General features: G+C 52.5%; 12 protein-coding genes and 2 tRNA genes. 5 read left to right on the top strand and 9 right to left on the bottom strand.

All coding sequences use genetic code 11. The features are described 5' to 3' along the window. Window positions 1-286: 286 nt before the first annotated feature. A complete protein-coding gene (locus tag EL633_RS05120) occupies window positions 287-2,746 on the top strand; it encodes a DNA polymerase domain-containing protein (RefSeq protein WP_174845157.1) in 2,460 nt (819 codons plus the stop codon). Window positions 2,747-2,804: 58 nt separating this feature from the next. After that, window positions 2,805-4,916, top strand: a complete 2,112-nt coding sequence (locus tag EL633_RS05115) for an ADP-ribosylglycohydrolase family protein (RefSeq protein WP_126626149.1) — start codon at window positions 2,805-2,807, stop codon at window positions 4,914-4,916. A gap of 96 nt (window positions 4,917-5,012) precedes the next feature. Here EL633_RS05115 and EL633_RS05110 read toward each other — a convergent pair whose 3' ends face one another. The 3 genes from EL633_RS05110 to EL633_RS05100 are packed head-to-tail and all read right to left on the bottom strand — an operon-like array spanning window position 5,013 to window position 6,833. Continuing rightward, window positions 5,013-5,552 (bottom strand): hypothetical protein, encoded by a 540-nt coding sequence (locus EL633_RS05110; RefSeq protein WP_174845156.1) that lies wholly within the window; start codon window positions 5,550-5,552, stop codon window positions 5,013-5,015. Next, window positions 5,530-5,850 (bottom strand): hypothetical protein, encoded by a 321-nt coding sequence (locus EL633_RS05105; protein WP_126626148.1) that lies wholly within the window; start codon window positions 5,848-5,850, stop codon window positions 5,530-5,532. Before EL633_RS05105 ends, EL633_RS05110 begins: the two co-directional genes overlap by 23 nt. 8 nt (window positions 5,851-5,858) lie before the next feature. Then, complete coding sequence (locus EL633_RS05100) at window positions 5,859-6,833, bottom strand: hypothetical protein (RefSeq protein ID WP_126626147.1); 975 nt, start codon at window positions 6,831-6,833, stop codon at window positions 5,859-5,861. A 150-nt stretch (window positions 6,834-6,983) separates the two neighbouring features. Here EL633_RS05100 and EL633_RS05095 point away from each other — a divergent pair, with 150 nt between their 5' ends. Next, window positions 6,984-9,572 (top strand): tetratricopeptide repeat protein, encoded by a 2,589-nt coding sequence (locus EL633_RS05095; RefSeq protein ID WP_161981959.1) that lies wholly within the window; start codon window positions 6,984-6,986, stop codon window positions 9,570-9,572. A gap of 49 nt (window positions 9,573-9,621) precedes the next feature. Here EL633_RS05095 and EL633_RS05090 read toward each other — a convergent pair whose 3' ends face one another. Beyond that, window positions 9,622-9,816 (bottom strand): hypothetical protein, encoded by a 195-nt coding sequence (locus EL633_RS05090; RefSeq protein WP_126626145.1) that lies wholly within the window; start codon window positions 9,814-9,816, stop codon window positions 9,622-9,624. 1,060 nt (window positions 9,817-10,876) lie between these two features. Between EL633_RS05090 and EL633_RS05085 the strand changes: the two genes are divergently transcribed. Further along, entirely contained in the window at window positions 10,877-11,419 is a 543-nt protein-coding gene (locus tag EL633_RS05085; RefSeq protein ID WP_126626144.1) for an RNA polymerase sigma factor, read from the top strand. Continuing rightward, window positions 11,419-12,696: a hypothetical protein gene (locus tag EL633_RS05080; protein WP_126626143.1), complete on the top strand. Its 1,278-nt coding sequence runs from the start codon at window positions 11,419-11,421 to the stop codon at window positions 12,694-12,696. Before EL633_RS05085 ends, EL633_RS05080 begins: the two co-directional genes overlap by 1 nt. A 417-nt stretch (window positions 12,697-13,113) precedes the next feature. On the opposite strand, the gene EL633_RS05075 is transcribed toward EL633_RS05080, so the two are convergent. From EL633_RS05075 to menB, 5 genes are all read right to left on the bottom strand, one after another. After that, a tRNA-Trp gene (locus EL633_RS05075) sits at window positions 13,114-13,185 on the bottom strand. A gap of 9 nt (window positions 13,186-13,194) precedes the next feature. After that, a tRNA-Ser gene (locus tag EL633_RS05070) sits at window positions 13,195-13,281 on the bottom strand. 111 nt (window positions 13,282-13,392) lie between these two features. Further along, window positions 13,393-14,934: an o-succinylbenzoate--CoA ligase gene (locus EL633_RS05065; protein WP_126626142.1), complete on the bottom strand. Its 1,542-nt coding sequence runs from the start codon at window positions 14,932-14,934 to the stop codon at window positions 13,393-13,395. 208 nt (window positions 14,935-15,142) lie between these two features. Further along, a complete protein-coding gene (menC, locus tag EL633_RS05060; RefSeq protein ID WP_126626141.1) occupies window positions 15,143-16,309 on the bottom strand; it encodes an o-succinylbenzoate synthase in 1,167 nt (388 codons plus the stop codon). A gap of 129 nt (window positions 16,310-16,438) precedes the next feature. After that, the gene (gene menB, locus EL633_RS05055) at window positions 16,439-17,257 is read right to left on the bottom strand and encodes a 1,4-dihydroxy-2-naphthoyl-CoA synthase (protein WP_126626140.1); all 819 of its coding nucleotides are present in this window, start codon (window positions 17,255-17,257) and stop codon (window positions 16,439-16,441) included. Between the last annotated feature and the right edge of the window lie 25 nt (window positions 17,258-17,282).

Here is a 17,282-nt window from a genome sequence, read left to right as displayed (position 1 = left end):
TATCTTCAAGAAGCATAAAAGAAAAATGATAGATGTAGGGCAATCCCCTTGCGGGTTGCCGTCTCCTCGCTCCATGTCAAAGCGCCTGTTTACGATCATGATCGCCGTCTCCTCGCTCTGTGTGATGTTGGGCCTGAAAGGTCGCTATGTGAGACGTATTGGGCACGAGGGCTGCTGGCATTGTGCTTGCTATTGTTCGCTTGCTCATGTTATGATTAGAACAAACGTTTTTATGCATTTTATGGTGCGAAGGTGAACGTATGATAGCAGGAGTGCATATTTAGCTATGCAAGCACAAACTGATCCTATGCCGATTGCGACTGAGGATGAATATCTCTTTGGTTGGAATCCTACGCCGGGTATTGTTTCTGTGTGGGCTCATCGGGACGGGCGGGCGCTGGTGTGGCGGCGGATTGGGGAGAAGGTTGTGCGCTCAACTGAGCGTTATCGACCGTGGGTGTTGGCGACCTCTTTGCAGGATGTGAGTTATCTTGGGGCGGCTTTACAACCTTATAATGAACATGTTGGGCATAAGGTTACTTTGCGCTATCGCGAGTTGGAGGGGCCTGCATCCGCGTATCGCTATCTGCTGTTCGCGCGCGATTCGCGTACACTGGAGCGCGCGATCCTTGAGGGGGCTGGGCATCGTTTGCGGCGTCCCTACAATACGATTGGTGAATTGGGCGATGCCTATTATCGTGTGGGGCCGGTCGAGCAATATTTGATGAGTAGCGGCAAGGTGTATTTCCGGGGCATGGTCTATAATGATCTGCACCGCCTGCAATTTGACCTGGAGACGACCGCGCTTGATCCACATCGCGGTCGCATCTTTCTGGTTTCGATCCATGATAATCGCGGCTTTGAACGTATCCTGGAGGCTGCTACGCCTGAGGAAGAGGCGCATCTGATCTATGAGTTGTGCGCGCTCATTCGCGAGCGGGATCCTGATATTATTGAGAATCATAATCTATTCGGCTTTGATCTACCCTTTCTGGAGCATCGGGCGGTCGTGAACCGCGTTCCGTTGGAGATTGGGCGTGAGGGCGGATCAATGATCTTGGATAGTTATCAGGAGACGCTGGCGGTTGGTCCTGAGGCACGTAAGCGTAATCGTTATAGTGTGGCGGGCCGCGAACTGATCGATACGCTGGATGCGGTGCGGCGCCACGATTTTGTGGTGCGTGATATCCCCAGCTATGGTTTGAAGGAGGTCGCCAAATATTTTGGGCTGGCCTCGCCTAAACGCGTCTATATCGAGGGTGCTGAGATCTTTGAAACGTACCAGACCAATCCTGAGCGTGTGCGGCGCTATGCTATGGATGATGTGATTGAGGTCGATGGCCTCTCACAGCGGCTGCTGGGTGCGCCCTTCGCGCTGGCTGGCATGGCCCCCAGGCGCTATGAGCGGCTCGCCTCGGCGGGTCCCGCTATGGGTATTCTAGAGCCGATCCTGGTACGAAGCTATCTGAAACGTGGGGCGGCCCTACCCTATCGGGCGGCCCGGCAGAGTGCCGAGGATGGCCTGCATGAAGGCGGGGCTGTCCACCTCTTCGCCGCCGGTATTGCCGAGCAGGTCGTCAAAGCTGACGTGGCCTCGCTGTATCCTTCGATCATGCGTACCTTCCAGATCGGACCCTCCTGTGATCGACTGGGAATCTTCCTGAATATTCTGAGTCGCCTGACCGATCTACGGCTGGAACATAAGGAGCAGGCGCGCCGCTCGCGTCGAGGCTCGGTGGAGTCCAATCATCATGGCGCGACCCAGGCAGCCATGAAAATATTGATTAATGCCGCCTATGGCTACATGGGGGCAGGCACGATGGCCCTTTTCGCGGATGGTAAGGCGGCGGGCGAAGTCACCAGTCGCGGCCGAGCCATCCTTGGTACTATCCTGGAGGCCCTGCGGCAGCGAGGGATGGCGCTGATCGAAGCCGATACCGATGGCGTCTACTTTGCGGTGCCTAAAGGTTGGAGCGAAGCGCAAGAACTGGCGCTGGTCAATGAGATCGCCTCCACGCTCCCCCATGGAATCCACCTGGAGTATGAAGGGCGTTATCGAGCCATGCTCAGCCATGAAGTAAAAAACTATGCCTTGCTCACCTATGATAATCGCCTGCTGGTCCATGGTGTGGCCCTGCGCTCCAGTCGGGCCGAACCCTATGGGGAGCGCTTTTTACGGCAGGCCCTGCCATGCGCGATGGTCGGCGATATTATCAGGGTGCGCAAGCTGTATCTGGAGACCGTCTCGGACCTGCGTAATCGGCGCCTGCCGGCCTCTGATCTGGCTACGCGGGTCAAGCTCTCTAAATCTCCCGAAACGTATCAGGCCGCCCGTAATGGACATCAGGAGCCAGCTTATGAGGCTCTGCTCAAAGCTGGCCGTACAAACTGGCACGTTGGAGAGCGCGTGCGCTTCTATCGTACGAAACGCGGCTATGTCTGGCTGCCAGAGGAGAACGATGAAGCTACGGTCGTCGCCAACTGGCGTGAGCAGACCGATAGCCAGCCTGCCGTCCAGAAAAAGAATATTGTCATCACCCATCATGATATCGCCGAGCGACGCGACTATGATGTCGAGCACTACGTCCAGGTTCTACGCACCTCCTACGCGGCCCGGCTCAGCAAGGCCTTCAGTAAAGAAGCCTTCGAGCAGCTTTTCCGTACCGAACAGCAACCCAGCCTCTTTGATGATGATCCACCTGTAGAAAGCATCCAGCCCTTATGGATCCGGCATCAGGAAGTATAATAGGATAAACGCTACCCAGCGTACTGTTTGATAATGAAAGCTACGAGGGCTATTTTTTATGCTACCTACGACATTGCCGCTTGATTATGCGGAGCGCGTCTATGCTGGTGTACTGGGAAAGATCATCGGTGTTTATCTGGGGCGGCCATTTGAGGGCTGGACGTATGAACGAATTATGCGGGAACTGGGCGAGATCCAGTATTATGTGCATGAGCGCTTAGGCATGCCGCTGATCGTGACGGATGATGATATCTCCGGCACCTTTACCTTTCTGCGGGCGCTGGCCGACTATGAGTATACACCAGAGCTAGCGGCGGCCCAGATCGGGCAGACATGGTTGAATTATATTATTGAGCAGCGAACCATTTTGTGGTGGGGTGGCCTGGGTCATTCTACCGAGCATACGGCCTATCTGCGCTTGAAGGCGGGTATTCCTGCTCCGCGTAGTGGGTCGATTGAGCTGAATGGGAAGGTGGTGGCCGAGCAGATCGGGGCGCAGATCTTTATTGATGGCTGGGCTATGATCTCGCCTGGTAATCCTAAGCAGGCGGTCAGGCTGGCCGGAGAAGCCGGTCGCGTCAGTCACGATGGCGAGGCGGTCTATGCGGCCCAGGTGATTGCGGCCATTGAGGCTCAGGCCTTTGTTGAACATGATATCCAGCACCTATTGGATACTGCCCTTGCGTATATCCCTGAGGATGCGCTTATCCATCAGGTGATCCAGGATGTGCGTGGCTGGCATCGTGAGGAGTCGGATTGGCGCCGGACGCGAGAGAAGATCGCTGAGAAATATGGCTATCATCTTTATGGCGGGGGCTGCCATGTGATCCCGAATCATGCATTGATCATTATGGCTCTTCTCTATGGGGAAGATGATTTCCAGCGTTCACTGATGATAGTGAATACAGCGGGCTGGGACACTGACTGTAACTCGGCCAATGTTGGCTGCATACTGGGTATCAAAAATGGCTTGCCGGGTCTCGATGCCGGTCCTGACTGGCGCGGACCGGTTGCGGATCGTCTCTATCTACCGACCGCCGATGGTGGACGGGCCATATCGGATGCGCTGACCGAGACTGATTATATCGTTAAAGCTGGCTCGCTTCTGGCTGGTCATGAGTATATGGCCCCTAAGGATGGCGCTCGCTTCCATTTCTCCTTGCCGGGCTCGGTCCAGGGTTTCCAGTTGGATAAGCAGGATGCTGGAGCTGTGCTACGCAATGTCAGCCATCCTCACAGGCTGTCCGAGCGTTGGCTGGAGCTTGATATTAGCAGCGCAGCACAGCCGGTTCGTGTGTTGACCCCAACGTTTGTACCGCAGGTCGCTCTTGAGATGGCGGGCTATGATCTGCTGGCATCTCCCACTCTCTATCCTGGACAGAAGGTACGTGCCGCTGTAATGGCCGGACCGGAGAATGAGTATCCCATGCAGGTGCGACTGGCGCTCCAGGTTTATCACGAGCATGACCAGTTGCGTGTGGTAGACGGACCGACGGTAGAACTGGCTCCAGGTGAAGAGAAGGTCCTGGCATGGACCGTGCCGGATACGGCTGGACAGCCAGTGGCGGCGGTTGGTCTTGAACTGGGTGATCAGCAGGCGGGCAAGCTGTATCTGGATTATTTAACCTGGGATGGGACACCCACGCTCCAATTGGTCAGGCCTGCGACGGCTGGGAAGGCCTGGCAGCGTGCCTGGGTCAATGCTGCCGATCAGGTAGATTTTGGTGGGGGCAATCCCTATCGGGTCATCCAGAATCATGGTCGTGGTCTATTGATCCAGGGCACACGTGAATGGCGCGATTATGCGGTCAGTGCCAGGATCACGCCGCATATGGCCGAGGCGGTCGGGATCGGTGCATGTGTGCAGGGCTTGCAGCGCTATTATGGACTCTTATTGAGCAAGGATGGTCGAGTTCGATTGGTCAAGCTTTTGGATGGAGAGATCGTGCTGGCCGATGCCGCATATAGCTGGGAACTGGATCGCCAATATACATTGGAGCTGCATGTGCACGCTAATATGCTCCAGGCCAGGATTGATGGGAAGGTACTTTTCAGTGTTGAAGATGCTGTAAAGCCGCTGCTGACGGGTGCAATTGCCTTGATCAGCCAGGAAGGTCGACTGGACTGTGAAAGTATCAGCGTACAGCCCTTGAACGCTTACGAGAGGTAGGTAAGTAATAGGGACAGGACCGGGCCATAGTGGGATATGGCTCGGTCCTGTCGTTACAACCAGAAAGCACAGGGAGGACATAGGGAGGTGTATGAGTTAGCGCCTTCCGGCAACAACTTTGCGTGATTCCTCGTATTCTTCTTCTTCTTCCGGTTCGCCGGTCACGAGCAAGATATAGCCAGTGGCCAGGATAGACGAGATGTCCACGTTGAATGAACGTATCTTGAGGCGAGTACGCGAGAGGGCGCAGCGCACCGGTCGCATCTCTTGATCCCAGTTACCTTCAGCCATCGCTTCTTCCAGGTGTTCACGGGCCTTCACTATATCCTCTTCATTGGCTTTGCCGCCAGCATAAAAATGGGCGTACAGGACCTCGTAGGGACAATAATAAGGGAACAGTTCGAGGAGCGGCATCAAGACGCTCAACTCTGTATTCGTAAATTGTTCCTGTTTTAAGAGGCGCGGGATGTTCATTTCATCGCAGGCCAGATAGGACAGGGTCCCAAAGTGCGTATTCAGGACCATGATATGGCCGGCGGGCAATGAATCCTGTAACGAGAAATGTAATATTTTGTTTTGCTGCTGGCTCGTATAGTCTGCTGTTGCTTTGGGTTTACGCAGGTAGACTTTCTGCATGGTGATACTCCTTCATAGCAGGTCTTTCAGTAAGGCCCGCCACTCTCAACCGCATCGCCACTGTCCCGCGTGCACCAACCGTGGGCGCCTCTCGGCTAGTGGAGCGATAACTCTGCTCTCCTTGCGCTGCGATGCGCGCAAACGTGTTACTACGTGTTCTACTCTCTTGAGTATACTGCATAGTATGCGTTTCAGATGAGATGCCAGAGTTCGCAGCCGTGACGACAAAGCGCACAGCGATGATTAACCGGGTGTTAATGGGACGATTTAGATGAATACGATGTACATAAGTTGCCATAACGCTGTCTATATCCCCCAGACTGTTTGCAAGAGTGAGACTGGCACTTGATGACTCTGGGTGGAATGTACGACTTGCAGGAGATAACTGAAGCCGACGCCACCGAGAATACCCAGGATGACCAGCGCCACTAGAAAGAGTAAGAGCTTATCCTGTTGCAATTGCTGGAAGTGCGTGCGGAGCGGAGACGGCGCGCCAGGTGTACTGATCGCGGCCACTTTTCCCGTCTCTTCTGCGGGCACTGGTATATGTAAAGAGAACTCGGCAACTGGCAAAAATGGTGCCTCATGCTCTTTTTCGACCAGCGCCACGGTCGTTCGTGCGCGCACTTCACGGATTCTCTGCCCGCCTCTGATGGAACCATAGGCGGGAAGCCGGTCTAACGGTTCTGTGACACGAGGAGTGAAAGGACGTTCAGCCAGCATTGTCTGGCTGGACCTGTATTCAGGTCTCCCAACTGGTGAGAATTGACCGGAAGGCCTGCGTAAGTTAGCAACGGCCACTTCAGCCATGGCGCTATGATACGTTTCCCCCTTCGTACCATCGTCAGTCTGCTCATAGCTGTTCCAGGGACCAGTAAAACTGGTGACAGGTGATTGCTCAATCACCGTACGCAAATCAGACTGAGGCTGAGGTCCATCAGAGAAAGACGGCCAGGACGGCGGATTTCCCTGCTGGTGTAACGCCTTATGACAGGTCTCAACCATCGAGTAGACGGTAAAGCCATGTCGGCGTGCCCATAAGCGTAGTCGTTCATTGCCCTCTATGACCAGAACCAGGCGTGCATTGTGCTGGGCGGTAGCCTGTTGTAACTCACGCAAATCTCCCGGACGCCGAAAAACGGCATCTGGCGGCAACACAACGACGACCGGCTGTTGATAGCGCTGGCCCAGATGGTAATAGAGCCAGTTCATCACAGAAGTACGCTCGTCGGTCGATTCGATCACCAGGGTGATGATGTCGTTTATCTTCTCGTGTCTCATGTCCCGTCCGTATCTTTGCTTGCATTTACTCACTACAAACTTTTTCTATGCTAATTATGCAGCAAAATGAGGTATACTTTTAATGACAGATTTATCAAAACCATTTATCATATTTATCATTTTTACGTGATTAGGAAGAATGGTGAACAGATGCCAGCTTTAGAGACGCCCCATCAGCCGCGTATACGCTTAACTGAAGCGCGCATCAGCTATAACCTCTCACAGCAGGAGGTTGCAGACGATATAGGCACAACCTATGTCAACGTCAGTCGCTGGGAACGAGGGATTACCAGACCGAATCCTTATTTTCGGCGTAAACTCAGCGCGCTCTTCAATAAAACCGAAGCCGAACTGGACCTGCTACCAGCCAAATCCGAGCGTGCCAGCCGGACGACTGAGGCGGCCGCAGCGGTGCCCATCGTCCCTGTTCCAGTGGTGCCACAGACGATTTATGATCCTGCAATTCCCTTACTACCAGCCGTCCAACTGGTTGGCCGTGAAAAAGATATGGTTTTGATCAAGCAGCGGCTACAAGGTAGTGGGAATAGCTCCCTGACGGCCCTGAACGGCCTGCCGGGTGTAGGGAAGACCGCGCTCTCGGTGGCCCTGGCCCATGATAGTGAGGTGCGAGAATTCTTCAAAGATGGCATCCTCTGGGCCGGCCTGGGACCGCAGCCAAACCTGCCAGGTATTTTTAGTCGTTGGGGTAATCTGCTGGGCATCTCATTCGCTGAAATGACCAGGATGAGTAGCGACGAGGACCGCGCCAAAGCCATCCGTAACGCCATCGGTGAGCGGACCATGTTGATCGTGATTGATGATGCCTGGAAGCTAGAGGAGGCCCTGGCCTTTCGCGTTGGCGGCGTACATTGCGCCCACCTGTTTACCACGCGCTTTCCCCATATCGCCGCGCATATGGCGCAGGACAGTGCCATCATGATCAAAGAGCTAGGGGAGAGCGAGAGTATTCGCCTGCTCAACCAGCTGGCCCCGCAAGTCATCTACCGTGAACAACAAAAGGTTCATGACCTCGTTCACGCCGTAGGAGGGCTGCCACTGGCCCTCACCCTGATTGGCAGCTATCTACGCAAACAGGCCTATAGCGGTCCAGCGCGCCGCATCACATCCGCGCTGGATCGACTCAGCAAAGCCGAGAACCGGCTCAAACTCAAAGAGCCGCACATTCCAGCTGAGAGCCATCCCAGCCTGCCCGACGCGCAGGCGCTATCCATGCAATCCATCATCGCCGTCACCGACCAGCTCCTCGACGAAGAGACCCGGCGCACCTTCTACGCGCTCTGCGTCTTCCCGCCCAAGCCCAACACCTTCTCAGAAGAGGCCGCCATGGCCGTCGTCGCCTGTAGCACCGACGAACTCGACGCCCTCTCCGACGCCGGCATGCTTGAAAGCAACGGTGAACGCTACCAGCTCCACCAGGTCATCTCCGACTACGCCCTGCTCCAGATCCCAGAAGACCAGCTCAGCGCCATCCAGGAACGCCTGGTTGACTATATCGCCGACTATATCGAAGAGCACAAAAAAGACTACGACCAGCTAGAAGAGGAAAGCGACACCATCGAAGCCGCCCTTGAAATCGCCAACGAAATAGGCAAAGGTCCCGAATTCGTCAGAAGCGTCTGTGCGTTCGCCCCCTTCCTACTTCTGAGAGGCCTCTATCGGCAGGCTGAACACTATCTCGAACAAGCCTATGAAGCCGCCGTTGAGCAAAATGACCAGAGCCGTCAAGCCCAGGCTTTACTTTACCTTGGAGAGACAGCTCAAAAAAGAGGCGAATCGCAAAAAGCAGAGACATATCTTGTGAAAGGTTTGGAGATAGCGCGCGATATCAAGGATGACGAGCAGATATGCGCTTTTCTAAGTAATTTAGGAGATATAAGACGTAAGAAAGGAGATTTTGAACAGGCTGAGGAGTATCTAACCGAAGGGTTAACTTTGGCGCAACAAATTGGCGACATTGAGAGAATGAGCAATTTGTTAAAAAGTTGGGGTCCAGTAGTCACTGGTCAAGGTAATTACCAAAAAGCTATTGATTATTTGAAAGAAGGCTTAACTTTAGCTAGACAGATTGATAGTCCAGAACAAGCCTGTATTATTCTTAGTAATCTAGGAGTACTATCGGGTATGATGGGTGAATATATACAGTCAGAGCTTTACTTACAAGAAGGGTTAACGATAGCTCAACAAATTGGACATAGGGCGCAAAATTGTATATTACTACTAAATTTAGGAGCAGTATATGCTGGTAGAAAAGATTATCAGCAAGCTAAAGCTTCTTTTGAAGAAGCTTTGCGGATCAGTCGGCAGATGGATTATCCAGAAGGAACAAGCATGTCACTGCTTAATTTAGCAGAAATTGCTATTATTGAAAAAGATCATATACTGGCAGAAAAATATCTGGAAGAAACGCTGATATTAGCAAGACAACTTGGGCGACCTTTGATTATTGCTAGAACAATGAATGAATATGGAAAGCTGCATTTGCAACAATTAGAGATAGAGTCAGCTGAAAAAGATTTTCGCGAGGTGCTTAATAATGCTCCCAAAGCAAGCCAGGATTTAATAGCCATGGCTAATTATGGTTTGGCTCAAGTGGCGGCACTTAATAAAGATGTAGATCGGGCTATTATACTTGGTAAGGAAAGTCTGGCCATGTTGGAAGTTATGGGCGATAACAATGCTAATGAAGTAAGAAAATGGTTAAAAACAATAGGTGGTTAAAACACAAAAATGGCACGAAGAATTTAATTCTTCGTGCCATTTTTGTGTTTTAATCGAACCAGAAGTAGTTTGGGGAAACCTTTTTTGATGGTGTGGTTGTTGGTGTTGTGATCGGAGTCGTGGTTGGTGATACTGTTTTCACGCCAGCTGCGTGGCTGAAGATGGCAGGTCCTAGTACGAGGACGGTAGCCATAATGAGAAGTGCGAGAATAGGTAAGATCCAACGAAGATATTGTTTACGCATGATGATCCCTTTCCTGTGCCCGGGAGTGCAGGGCCGCTTCTGTACGGTCGCTCTTTACCGTCATGCCTGCATGTCTGGGGCTTACTACATTTTTTAGAACTTATAAATGTTGAACTACAGTAATAGAGTTGTCACAAGTGGCATATGCTCTAACCTCTAGAAGGCGCGCTCGACCAAAGGCTGGGTCAATGTCAGGGTGGATCCCATCCCACCGCGCTTGTGAATCGGGCAGGTAGTCGGAATGTGTGCTTGTCCAATCTTCCTATCTACCGTTCCGATGTTGACGATCCTGTAGGAGCATAGACTAATTTTTTCGGTAGAAGACATTTATACGCATTTCTTCTACCTGTCGAGCGCTTCGCTCGTGTTTGTCTTATACCGGAACAATATCATCAACAAGATCTAAGGTATAAGATTTTTCGTAAATCATCATTATTGCCCTCAACCCCTACCAAAAAAGTACTACGCCATAGGACAAAGTTGACGGCCATAGAGTAGGGCCGCATCAGGAGCGCATCCACAGGCATTTGGAGCCGACATTTACGGTGTATGAATGAGAAATTTGTGGTGAAAATGGCTATTAAGATTCTATAAAGATTATTTGAGGTACCAGAAATTTGGTACGTGGGAGTAAAAGGTCTTGATTGCGAAGTGCTAAAAAGGCGAGAAAAGATGTACAACCCATGTTATACTGATAACAGGTGGCCTGGCCCCAACGGTTTGAGATGGCCGATATTTCCCAGGCTGCCCTGGTCCTCTTTCTCTCCTCCCCTATCATTTCTCCTTGTATTCATGCCATGTACATTAGTAGCGGCAGGGTTTGTCCCTACTCCTGTTGCACGTACGACCAGGCACAAAACCGAGGCTAGACGTGTCTGGCCATGCTCGCCTCAACACGATCACGTGTCTAAGGTACCTTTCTTACGTGAACTGGAGCAGGGACAAGCCCTGCCGCTACTAATGTACATGGTGTGACTTTTGTGGGTGGTGGTGAAATGCTGTTACAAAGCGTGGGTGGGTGCGAATATATTGGTGAGATCTCAAACTGTGGAGTTAATGAATGTATCACCAATCATCAGCCCGGGTACCAGAGCCGATGGATTTATATGAGCGCTATGCGCCTGCCGTGCTGGCCTATCTGTTGCGTCAGGTTAGCTTGCGGGAGGATGCAGAGGATCTGCTGCTAGAGATATTTCTGGCGGTGGTGGAGAAAGGCGCCGCGCTCCATCAAGATGAGCAGCTTGTACGCGCTTTTATCTGGTCGGTGACGCGTAATAAGGTCGCTGACCACTATCGTCGCTACAGCCGTAGAGCGAGTATTCCATTGGTGGATGTCGAGGAAATGATCTATGAGCGAGATGACCGTGAGCCAGAGCAGGTGGCCTTGCGCCGTGAGGAATATGCTCAGCTTCACAAGCTGATCAACGAGTTACCAGAGACGCAGCGCGAAGTTGTGCAGCTGCGCTATGGCCATGAACTCAGCTATGGTGAGATCGCTCAAATAGTCTCTAAAAGCGAGAACGCAGTACGCATGATTGCGCATCGAGCTTTAAATATATTACGCGGCGCCTATAGTGGCAAGCCAACAGGGAGGAGCAAGTAATGGCTGACAACGAAAATAATACTTTCTCGGACATGACAAATCAACAACCGGACAGCTCTACTGACTCCTTTGAGGCCGTTGATGCCAGATTACGCGAAGACATACAGCATGGCTATCGCTCATATAGACAAGAGAACCAAGCATCGCTATCACGTGTCCAGGGACGCCTGGAGGCGCGTTTACGGCAAGCGCCAGACCAGACAAATATTCACTCTTTCGAGAAGTTTTATCAACAACGTCAGAAGGAAAATAGCATGGATGAAAAGCCAGTGCAAAGAGGACGGAGCCGCCTGGTACGCACCTTAAGTATCCTTGTGGCAACCCTGGTCGTTATTGCGGTAATCAGTAGCGCCGCATTATTATTCAATACTAGAAGTCACCTGGTTGTCGGTATTCCAACCGCAGGAACTATGACGCCAACCGCGACAGTCAGGCCAGACACAAAGCCGAGTCCTACGCCGACCGCTGCCATTGATGAGGCCGCATGTTCTTCTTCAGCTGATCCAGGCGAGCAATATCTGTGCTCGGCAGGTCAGGAAAAGCAGCTTAATATCTCGACCATGGTGGGCAAAACCCGCTTTACCATACAAAGAGGCTATGCAGACTCACAGCGTGTGCTGCTGACAACTGTATCTACTATTAATGACAAAGAAAATATGATAATAGGGATTGATCGCCTGACTATCCAGGGGGGAATAGTTCTATTTGGAGGAACCGGGGGCGGCCCTGATCTTAGAACAAATCAATGGTATGGTTTAGGTTCTTTCGACGCCAGCAAGATACCTGCAGGTACTAAGGAGCTACAGATAACAGCTCACCTTAGCAAAACTGCAGTAAAACCACCTGTAGTGAGGGAAGATGCAGGAACGGTGCAGTTGACACTGCCATTTCATCCTGAGAAGCGTGTAGCGACACTCAATCAGACTATAAATGTCGGTGGAACACCTGTCACACTTGATCATGTCATTGTGACACCGAGTCTTACCAGGGTTTATATTAAGAGTACGATAATTGCCCGTAATGGTCTCGCTCAACCTGAAGATATGCGTTTATCTGTAGATGGCGAAAATTCAAAAGATCTGGCCTCTTTGGGAGGTGGAGGGACATGGACCCCAACCGGAGATAAATATGGTACGCCGATCGGCTGGGTCAGCAATTATACCAATCCGCTCTTTGATCGGCAGGGAACATGGACATTACAGATTGCCGCCAGCGACCTTGGTAGTAGCAGTCCCGAGCCCATCACTTTTAATTTTACCGTGCCGCCCGCGCAATAGGTTTATTATGCGGACAACACGAATTAGCAGTAGTATTAACAAGAGCGATCCTGTCCCGGAGCATAGTTCTATGCGTCGGGGCAGGATCGCTGGCATAGTTAAAGGTGGGTCATTCACTTTTTTGCAAGAGCAACCATGGACCCATCCCCTCATACATCTCCCATCACGATAGGTCATCTTTAACATGATCATGATGAGGGAAGTTCACGTGGGGCGAGGAGACAGTGATTATGATCGTAAACAGGGACGTTCACGTGGGCCGTCCCTTCGCTCCACGTGAACGTTCCCGATCATGATCATGTCCACGATGGTATGGATGTCGTTGCAAAAATTTGTATGACACACGCTATTTAAAAAGGTTCTGTGAGATGAAAGGAACGAAAAAAAGCCTCTGATATTACTCAGAGACTTTTATGACAGGGGAGACAGGACTCGAACCTGCAACAACACGTTTTGGAGACGTGGACTCTACCATTGAGCTACTCCCCTAGAACCGGGCGGAGAGGGAGAGATTCGAACTCTCGGAAGGGTTACCCCTTCAGCGGTTTAGCAAACCGCCGCACTAGGCCACTATGCGACCTCTCCTTAGTGCGTTCTCGAAACGGATCCATTGTTTTCAACGCTGGCTGATAACTCATGAAACCGTCGCTTGCAGAATGATAATAACATACCACATCTATCCTGTCAACACTTTTTTCAGTGTTTTTTCGGCATCTTAGCAATGAGATAGTTTGGGAGTTCGCGTCTGAGTAATTTCCCCGCTGAATTGCGTGGAAGCTGGTCAACTATATGTATAGCTCGTGGTAGTTTGTAGCGTGCAAGTTTTGGGGTAGCATAAGCTAGTAACATGTCGGAAGAGAGTGAACTGCCAGCTTTGAGATGGACAAAGGCGATCGGCACCTGTCCCCATTGAGGATCGGCTTGCCCACAGACTCCCGCCTCTTCAACCTCTGGATGTGCCAGCAGGATGGCTTCAATCTCCGCTGGATAGACATTTTCACCGCCTGAGATGATCAGGTCGTTGCGCCGGTCGAGGACATAGAGATAGCCCTCTTCATCCACATAGCCGATGTCTCCGGTCGCCAGCCAGCCATCGGTGATGGTCGCGGCCGTAGCCTCTGGCCGATGATCATAGCCTGTGGTAATGCTTGGACCCTTGAGGCAGATGATGCCGGGCTGATGGGGTTGGGCGACCTTCTCTTCGTCCATGATGTGTAGCTGTACGGGGAGCAAGGGGCGACCGGCCGAGCCCAGCTTACGTAAGGCATCACCTGGAGCCAGGGTTACCGCTTGCGAGCAAGATTCGGTCAGGCCATAGGTTTGCACGACAGGCACATGGCGGCGCGCGCACTCTTCAAGGAGCGGCCGTGGCGCGGGACCTCCACCGAGCAGGACACAGCGTAACGTGGTTGGATAGTGTTGCTGCCGGTCATCCAGGTCTGCCAGCATACGTTGAAGCATCACAGCTACTACTGAGATAATCGAGACGCCTTGAGCTTGAATGGCTTGATTTATGCTACGGGCATCAAACTTCTCATACACTATAATGCGGATCCCATAGATCACATTCTTGAGCAGAATCGAGAGGCCCCCAATATGGAACAATGGCATACAGAGCAGCCAGCAATCGCTCTCGGGATGATGTCCCAGATTTAAAGAAGATCCCAGCGCATTCCACCACTGCATCTTATAGGTGATAAGCACGCCCTTTGGAGTTCCTGTGGTGCCAGATGTATACATAATCGCCTGGATCGCCTCTAGATCGATTTCATCTAAGAGTGGTGTGTGCAGATCTGGTGCAATATTTTGTAATGTGACCTGACGATCAGCGAGATCGAGTAGCAGTCTAGCCTCAAGTAGAGCTGGGAAGGCCTGCTTGAGTTCGCTGGCCCGTGTATGATACTGCTGATCACTGACGAGAGCCAGAGCATCCACATCGCGCAACAGCCAGACCTGCTCCTCAAGCGTCAGGCGCACATTCAAAGGAACCAGGATCGCCCCCAGGCGCATCAGTGCGTGTACACAGACAACAAAGGGCAGGCCATTACTGGCCAGCAGAGCCACCCGGCTATTCTGCCTGACTCCTAACGCCGCTAATTGGCGGGCCAGTTGGATCGCCTGCTGATTCAGTTCAGCAAAAGACCACTCGATCTCCGGTGTACTTACCGCGATCTTTTGTGGAGTATTTTCAGCACTACGCTGTAACCAATTTGGTAGCTGAGATCCTGGTATATTCATAAATTGTCTCCAATAATGAGTGATAATGTCATCATATGATAATAATTGGGTATCTCTCCCAGAGTAGCGGCAGGGCTTGTCCCTGCGCCAGTTCACGTACGACACGTCCCTGAGACACGTGGTCGTCGTGAGGCGAACATGGCCAAACATGTCAACCTCGGGCGTGTGCCTGCTCATACGTGAACTGGCGCAGGGACAAGCCCTGCCGCTACTGGGCTACCCTATCGAGATGGACGCCGAGGCCAGGTGCGGTTGGGACTGTCAGGAAGCCTTGTTGGATGGGTAGGGTTTCCTGGATCAGGTCATCGGCTAGCATGGGTAGGGTGGCGAGACCACATTCCAGTTGGATTTCGGGTGAGGCTGCGGCCAGGTGCAGTGAGCTGGCAAGGCCGATGCCGCTTTCGATGGTGCTGGTAATCACACACTGGAGGCCTGCGGCTGTCGCGGCCCGGATGATCTCACGGCTACTGCATAAGCCACCAGCGAGCTGTGGCTTGATTACCAAGATATCCGCCGCCTGCGCCTCCAGAACCCGCCGGGCACTGGTCAGATCGGAAAGTACTTCATCGGCCGCGATGGGAATGCTGGTAACGTGTCGCAGCGCGGCCATGCCTGCCAGATCGGTACGGTGCAATGGCTGTTCAACATATTGGATAGCGTATGGCTCACAGGCTGTCAACATCGTTCTGGCCTGCTCGAAATCCCAGGCCTCGTTCGCATCCAGGCGTAGATGCGGCTCTGGACCAAGCGTGCAACGGACCGCCATCACCAGTGCTTGCGCCTGCTCAATGTCCTGTCCTACCTTTAGCTTGATGCAGCTGTAACCATTGGTAATAGCTTGCAGGGCCAGCGTTACCGTGGATGCGATGCTCTGTGATCCGACCACCGTATTTGTCGCTACCCGCTCGCGTAGACGGGCCTGAGCAGATTGCAAGAGGGCAGGCGTGGGAGCTTCCGTTAGAGATGGCAGTGCCAGCAAGGTTGCCAGTGAGCATTGATAGTGTTGTCCCAGGGCATCCAGGAGCGCGGTCTCCAGGGCGCAGATAACGCTTGTAGGCAGAGTTGCGCCATGCTGGTAGATCAGCTCAAGAGCCGAGGCGAGAGAGCGTCCCTGGATGAGTGGAGTGATCAGCGGAAAACTTGTCTGGGCATCTTCGATGGTGCCACCACTAAACTTTGGCAGGGGCGCACACTCCCCGAAGCCGATAATGCCGGTGCTGGTCTGTAGTGTAAGGATAAAACCCTGACGTGTAGCCAGTTCTTCATGGGCACTGGTAAAGCTGGCAGGCAAAGGAATCCGATAAGGATGCCAGTCCAGATCGCGCACAAGCGGGATAGGTGATCTCTCTATTGAATCCTGGCGATTAGTACTCAACGTTCATGCTCCAGACTTTTCAAACAGATCTGCTTTTGTATTCAGACACGTACATATCTTGAGAAAAGGAGAAAGGCTCCCGCGCACGCTAAGTCGCCGGAGCCTTTTAAGGGATATGCTAATGAATGCCTATGGCAGGCGAGGGAATTTTGAGAAGTCAGGTTTGCGTTTCTCAAGGAAAGCATTCTTGCCTTCACGGCCCTCTTCGGTCATGTAGTAGAGCATGGTGGCGTTACCAGCCAGTTCCTGGATACCGGCCAGGCCGTCTGTATCAGCATTGAAGGCTGATTTCAGGAAGCGTAGCGCAACAGGGCTCTTCTCCAGAATCTCCTGGGCCCACTGGATCGTCTCTTCTTCCAGTCTGGCCAGAGGAACCACGGTGTTGACCAGTCCCATGTCCAGGGCTTCCTGGGCGTCATACTGACGGCAGAGGTACCAGATCTCACGAGCCTTCTTGTGACCAACGATACGGGCCATGTAGGTTGCGCCCCAGCCAGCGTCAAAGCTACCGACGCGTGGGCCTGTCTGGCCGAAGCGGGCATTGTCAGCGGCCACGGTCAGGTCGCAGAGCATATGCAGGACGTGGCCACCACCGATGGCGTAGCCGGCGACCATGGCGATAACTGGTTTGGGAAGGTATTTGATGACTTTCTGCAACTCAAGGGCGTTTAAGCGTGGCACACCATCGTTGCCGACGTAGCCACCATCGCCACGGACGCGCTGGTCTCCACCGGAACAGAATGCTTTATCGCCCTGACCGGTGAAGATGACGACACCGATCTCGGGATCTTCACGGCAGAGGGTGAAGGCTTCGATGAGTTCGTCGAGTGTTTGTGGGCGGAAGGCGTTGCGTACCTCTGGGCGGTTGATGGTGATTTTGCCCATGCCGTCGGCTTTTTCAAAAATAATGTCCTGGTAGTCGCGTACTTTTTGCCATTCAACTGACATGTGAGTCTCCTTTTATTCTTTATAT

This window comes from Dictyobacter alpinus, assembly GCF_003967575.1.
Taxonomy (GTDB): domain Bacteria; phylum Chloroflexota; class Ktedonobacteria; order Ktedonobacterales; family Ktedonobacteraceae; genus Dictyobacter; species Dictyobacter alpinus.
Note: the sequence above shows the minus strand (reverse complement) of the source record. Positions and strands in the feature narration are given on the sequence as shown.